This is a genomic window from Burkholderia sp. Tr-20390, assembly GCF_017104595.1.
In the GTDB taxonomy this organism is placed as follows: Bacteria; Pseudomonadota; Gammaproteobacteria; order Burkholderiales; family Burkholderiaceae; genus Burkholderia.
Window position 1 is genome coordinate 1 of the sequence record NZ_JAAGPC010000331.1, and the last position, 5,208, is coordinate 5,208.

Sequence of the window (5,208 nt, forward strand, 5' to 3'; positions counted from 1 at the left end):
TGCCCCGGCGCGCTCGCGTCGGTGCTCGGCGGCCTGCCGGCCGATTTCAGCGCCCCGATCGTGATCGTCCAGCACGTCGACCGCGCGTTCGCCGAAGGCATGGCGCAATGGCTCGACGGCCAGACGCCGCTCGCCGTGCGCGTCGCGCGCGAAGGCGACCGCCCGCAGCCGGGCGTCGCGCTGCTCGCCGCGACCGACGACCACCTGCGCATCACCCGTGCCGGCACGCTCGAATACACGCGCGAACCGGCCGCCACGCCGTATCGCCCGTCGGTCGACGTGTTCTTCAACAGCCTGACCGAGCACTGGCCCGGCCGCGTGATCGGCGTGCTGCTCACCGGGATGGGCCGCGACGGCGCGATCGGCCTGAAGGCGCTGCGGATGAAGGGCTACCATACGATCGCGCAGGACGAGGCCACGAGCGCCGTGTACGGCATGCCGAAGGCGGCCGCGACGCTCGGCGCGGCGCGCGCGATCCTGCCGCTCGGGCGCATCGCGGGCGAGCTGGCGGCGCTCGCGAAAATCTGAGCCCGACGATGAACACGCGCAACACCCATGCCGGCCCTGCAACAACCGCAACAACCCGCCTCGACCATGACCATTGACCTGACTCGCCCGCCAGGCGGCCCCTACACGCCGCCCGTCGACGTGCCGGCGATGGTGCTGCTGGTCGATGACCAGACGATCGTCGCGGAAGCCGTGCGGCGCGCGCTCGTCGACGAGGAAGGCATCGATTTCCACTACTGCCCGCGTTCGGACGACGCGATGGCCACCGCGATCGAGACGCGGCCGACCGTGATCCTGCAGGACCTCGTGATGCCCGGCACCGACGGGCTGAGCCTCGTGAAGGCGTACCGCGCGAATCCGGCGACGCGCGACGTGCCGATCATCGTGCTGTCGACGCAGGAAGAGCCCGTGATCAAGAGCGCCGCGTTCGCGGCCGGCGCGAACGACTACCTCGTGAAGCTGCCCGATCGCATCGAGCTCGTCGCGCGCGTGCGCTACCACTCGCGCTCGTACATGAACCTGCTGCAGCGCGACGAGGCCTACCGCGCGCTGCGGCAATCGCAGCAGCAGTTGCTCGAAGCCAATCTCGAGCTGCGGCGCCTCACGCATTCCGACGGCCTGACCGGGCTGTCGAACCGGCGCTATCTCGACGAATACCTTGCCGCCGAGTGGCGGCGCGGCACGCGCGAGCGCAGCGAACTGTCGCTGCTGATGATCGACGTCGACAACTTCAAGCTGTACAACGACACGTACGGCCACGTGTCGGGCGACAGCGTGCTCAAGCAGATCGCGTCGACCATCGAGCGCTGCCTCGGCCAGTCGGGCGATCTCGCCGCGCGTTTCGGCGGCGAGGAATTCGCGGTCGTGATGCCGGCCACGTCGCCGGGCGCCGCGCGGCTGCTCGGCGAGAAGATCCGCCTCGCGGTCGAGGCGCTGCGGCTGCGGCACGCGCATTCGTCGACGGGCAACACCGTGACGATCAGCATCGGCGGCGCGAGCATCGTGCCGATGCCCGGCCTGCCGACGACGCTGCTGATCGAAGCGGCCGACCGTGCGCTCTACCGCGCGAAGCACGCTGGCAAGAACCGCGTCGAGATCGATGCGACGCCGACGGCGCCGGTCCCCGGCGGGTTCGGCGGGCCGCCCGTCGACTGAGCGCCGAACGCCGAACGCGCGCCACGCTCACACGGCGCCGAGCCGGCGCGCGTAGTCGCTCGGGTCCAGCGGGCGGCTGAACAGATAGCCCTGCTGCATGTCGCAGCCGATCTGCTGCAGGAACCACGATTGCGCCTGCGTCTCGACCCCTTCGGCCGTGACCTTCATCCCGAGCGAATGCGCCATCGCGACCACGGCCTGCGTGATCGCCACCGAGTCGTGATGATCGGGCACGCCCGACACGAACGAGCGGTCGACCTTCAGGTTGTGCAGCGGAAAGCGCTTCAGGTAGGCGAGCGATGAATAGCCGGTGCCGAAATCGTCGACCGAGATCCGCACGTTCATGTCCGTGAGCGCCTCGAGCATCGGCAGCACGGTGTCCGTGTCGTTCATCAGCAGTCCTTCGGTAATCTCGAGTTCGAGCGCGGACGGATCGAGCCGAGTCTGCGCGAGGCAGCGACCGACCGATTCGACGAGCCCTTCGTGGAACTGCCGCGGCGACAGGTTGACGGCCAGCATCAGGTCGGGCGCGATCGTGCGGCGCCATTCGGCCGCCTGCCGGCACGCGGTTTCGAGCACCCACTGGCCGATCGCGACGATCAGCCCCGTATCTTCCGCGACCGGAATGAACTCCGCCGGCGACATCGGCCCGAGCTCGGGGCTCGTCCAGCGCAACAGCGCCTCGGCGCCGACCGTGCGGCCGCTGCGCGCGTCGACGACGGGCTGATACGCGAGCCGCAGCATGTCCGACGACAGCGCGCGCCGCAGCGACTGCTCGATCGCGAAGCGGCGCTGCAGCCGCAGGTTGAGCTGCGCGGTGAAGAACGTGAAGTGGTTGCGGCCGCGCTGCTTCGCGTCGTACATCGCCGAATCGGCATTGCGCATCAGCGTGACGGCATCGTCGCCGTCGCGCGGCGCGACGCTGATCCCGATCGACACGCCGAGCCAGTATTCGTTGTTCGCGATCGCGAACGGCTTCGCGATCGCGTCGATCACCTCGCGCGCGAGCACCGCGAGCCGGTCGGGATCGTCGCAGTCGTCGACGAGGATCACGAACTCGTCGCCGCCGACCCGCGTCAGCGCGTGCTGGCCGCCGCCGCAGGCCGCGAGCCGCGCGGCCACGCTGCGCAGCAGCGCGTCGCCCGCGTCGTGGCCGGCCGTGTCGTTGACCTTCTTGAAACCGACGAGATCGATGAACAGGATCGCGACGCGTGCGGGCCCGCCCGCCGCATCGTGTCCGCCGAACAGCTCGCGCATGCGGTCGCCGAGCCAGCGGCGGTTGTAGAGGCCCGTCAGCGCATCGCGCGTCGCCAGGTAGCGCAACTGCTGCTGCGCCTCGCGCACGGGGCCGATGTCGTTGAACGACACGAGCACCGAATCGGCCTGCGTCTCGCCCGGCCTCACGATCGGCACCGCGTTGCCGCGCACCCAGATGATGTCGCCGTCCGCCAGGCCGAAGCCGACCGTGTAGCCGAGCATCGGCGTGGAAGTCTCGAGCGCGCGCCGGCTCGGCCAGTCGTCGGGCGCGATCGGCGTGCCGTCCTCGTGCAGCTTGCGCAGGATCACCGTCGACAGCCGGCGGCCGACGAGGTCGCCCCTCACGCGCATCATCCGGTTCGCACTCGGGTTGCTCGCGATGACGATGCCGTCGCGCGACACCACGAGGATCCCTTCGTTCAGGCTGTTGACCACGAGCCGGTGATGTTCCTCGCTGCGCGCGAGCTGTCGCGCGATCCGGTCCTGGTGCACCGCGAGGCCGACGCTGTTGCCGATGTCGCGCAACAGTTCGGTTTCCTCGTCGCCCGGCCGGCGCGGCGTGCGGTAATAGACGGCGAATGCACCGAGCACGACGCCCGCGTCGTCGAGGAACGGCACCGACCAGCACGCGCGCAAGCCCAGCGGCAATGCGACGGCCCGGTAGTCGGCCCACAGGGGATCGGTTTCGATGTCTTCGACGACGACCATCCGGCGCAGGTACATCGCCGTGCCGCACGAGCCGGCCGCAGGCCCGATCGACGCGCCTTCGATCGCCGCGCTGTACCGCACGGGCAGCGATGGCGCGGCACCGACGTGCACGTGCACGCCGTCGGTGTCGAGCAGCAGGATCGTGCACGACGCGCCGTCGCCGAGCAACGCCTCGGCGCGCCGGCAGACCTCGACGAGCAGCTCCGGCAGCGGTGTGTTGCGCGTGATCAGCCTCAGCACGCTTTGCTCGGACGCGAGCACTTCCGCCGCGAGCCCGAGACTGTAACGAGAACTTTGCGGTTCGGTATTCAAATTGAATCCTGCCGTCTGTCCGATCGGGTCTGATGCGCCCGATTCGTTTTCGATCCTTCGTGCCGTATTTCGCTCCGGGTTTACGCCGATGCCCGGTGCGCCCCGTATTGCGCGCGGTGCCAACACGCGCCGAAATACATTTAACACCAATCCGTGACAAGCGGCGCATCCACGTGCATCAGGGCTTACGCGTGGTCGGCACGGCGGTTGCAGCTGGCAGTCAGCTCGCCGAAAGACTTGCGCACGGCGCGACAACCCGGGGCAACGCCGCGCGTGGTGCGCGGCGAGCCTGCAAACCGTTCGTCAGATTGTGGCGGCGCCCGGCTCCGTTCGCCTTCATGCCACCGCGCCGGGTTCCATGCGCGTCACGGCCTTCAATGCATCGATCGCGGCCGCGACCGACACGCCCGCGGGTGCCGAATACAGCGCGCCGACCGTGTCCGGCATCGTCGACAGCTTCAGCGGCAACCGGCCGACCCGCTCCCCCGCGCGCACGGCCAGCTCGAACGCGCGGGCCGACTGCACGAACAGGCAAGGCGACTGCCCGGCCACCACGCGGTTGGTCTGCCATGACACCGATTCCATCAGCACGGGCGGTGGCGGCAAGCCCGCATTCGCGAACTCGGCATCCAGCGCCGTGCGCGCGGGCGACCCGAGCGGCGGCGCGATCCACGGGAACGCGGCCGCGTCGCGCCAGCCGATCCGCGCGCGCCTGAGCAGCGGATGGCGCGGCCCGCACACGACGATCATGTCGTCGCGATACAGCGGCGCGACGTCGAGCCCCGTGCTCAGCGCCGACGCGTCGAGCCGGCACACGAGCAGGTCGAGCTCGTGGCGCTGCGCCTGCGCGAGCATCCGGTCGAGCGTGTCCTCGCGCACGTTGAGCTGCACCGCGCGGCCGGCTTCCCGCAGCCACGCCAGCGCGCCCGGAATCAGTTGCGGCGCCATGTTCGGCAGCAGGCCGATCGACACCGGGCGGCCGGTGCCGGTGCGCAACGCATCGAACGCGGGCGCGACGCCGCGCATGTCGGTCAGCACGCGGCCGATGCATTCGAGCAGCGCATCGCCGTAGACGGTCGGCGCGACGCGCCGCGACGTGCGTTCGAACAGCGGCAGGCCGAGCGCGTCCTCGAGCTCGCGCAGCCATTTCGACAGCGCGGGCTGCGTGATCGCCGCGGCCTCGGCCGTGCGCGCGAAGCTGCGCGTGCGCCCGAGCGAGTCGAGCGTTTCCATGTCGCGCACGCGCAGCCGGCGCAGCGCCTGCGCGAT

Annotated in this window: 4 protein-coding genes; 2 read left to right on the forward strand and 2 right to left on the reverse strand. The window is 70.2% G+C overall.

Annotation, left to right across the window (positions count from 1 at the left end; all coding sequences use genetic code 11):
- Together G3N98_RS38335 and G3N98_RS38340 are read left to right on the forward strand one after the other, a co-directional pair.
- A partial coding sequence (locus G3N98_RS38335) for a chemotaxis protein CheB (RefSeq protein ID WP_277396945.1) occupies positions 1–528 on the forward strand: 528 nt, incomplete at its 5' end.
- A gap of 66 nt (positions 529–594) precedes the next feature.
- Positions 595–1,662 (forward strand): diguanylate cyclase, encoded by a 1,068-nt coding sequence (locus G3N98_RS38340; protein ID WP_089427844.1) that lies wholly within the window; start codon positions 595–597, stop codon positions 1,660–1,662.
- A 27-nt stretch (positions 1,663–1,689) separates the two neighbouring features.
- Here the strand turns inward: G3N98_RS38340 and G3N98_RS38345 are convergent, their stop codons facing one another.
- Both G3N98_RS38345 and G3N98_RS38350 read right to left on the reverse strand, forming a co-directional pair.
- Positions 1,690–3,939 (reverse strand): EAL domain-containing protein, encoded by a 2,250-nt coding sequence (locus G3N98_RS38345; protein ID WP_206151033.1) that lies wholly within the window; start codon positions 3,937–3,939, stop codon positions 1,690–1,692.
- Between the two features lie 336 nt (positions 3,940–4,275).
- A partial coding sequence (locus G3N98_RS38350; protein WP_206151034.1) for a LysR substrate-binding domain-containing protein occupies positions 4,276–5,208 on the reverse strand: 933 nt, incomplete at its 5' end.

Coding starts and splice junctions, on each gene's coding strand:
- G3N98_RS38340 (WP_089427844.1), top strand. CDS start 595: ATGACCATTGACCTGACTCGCCCGCCAGGCGGCCCCTACACGCCGCCC.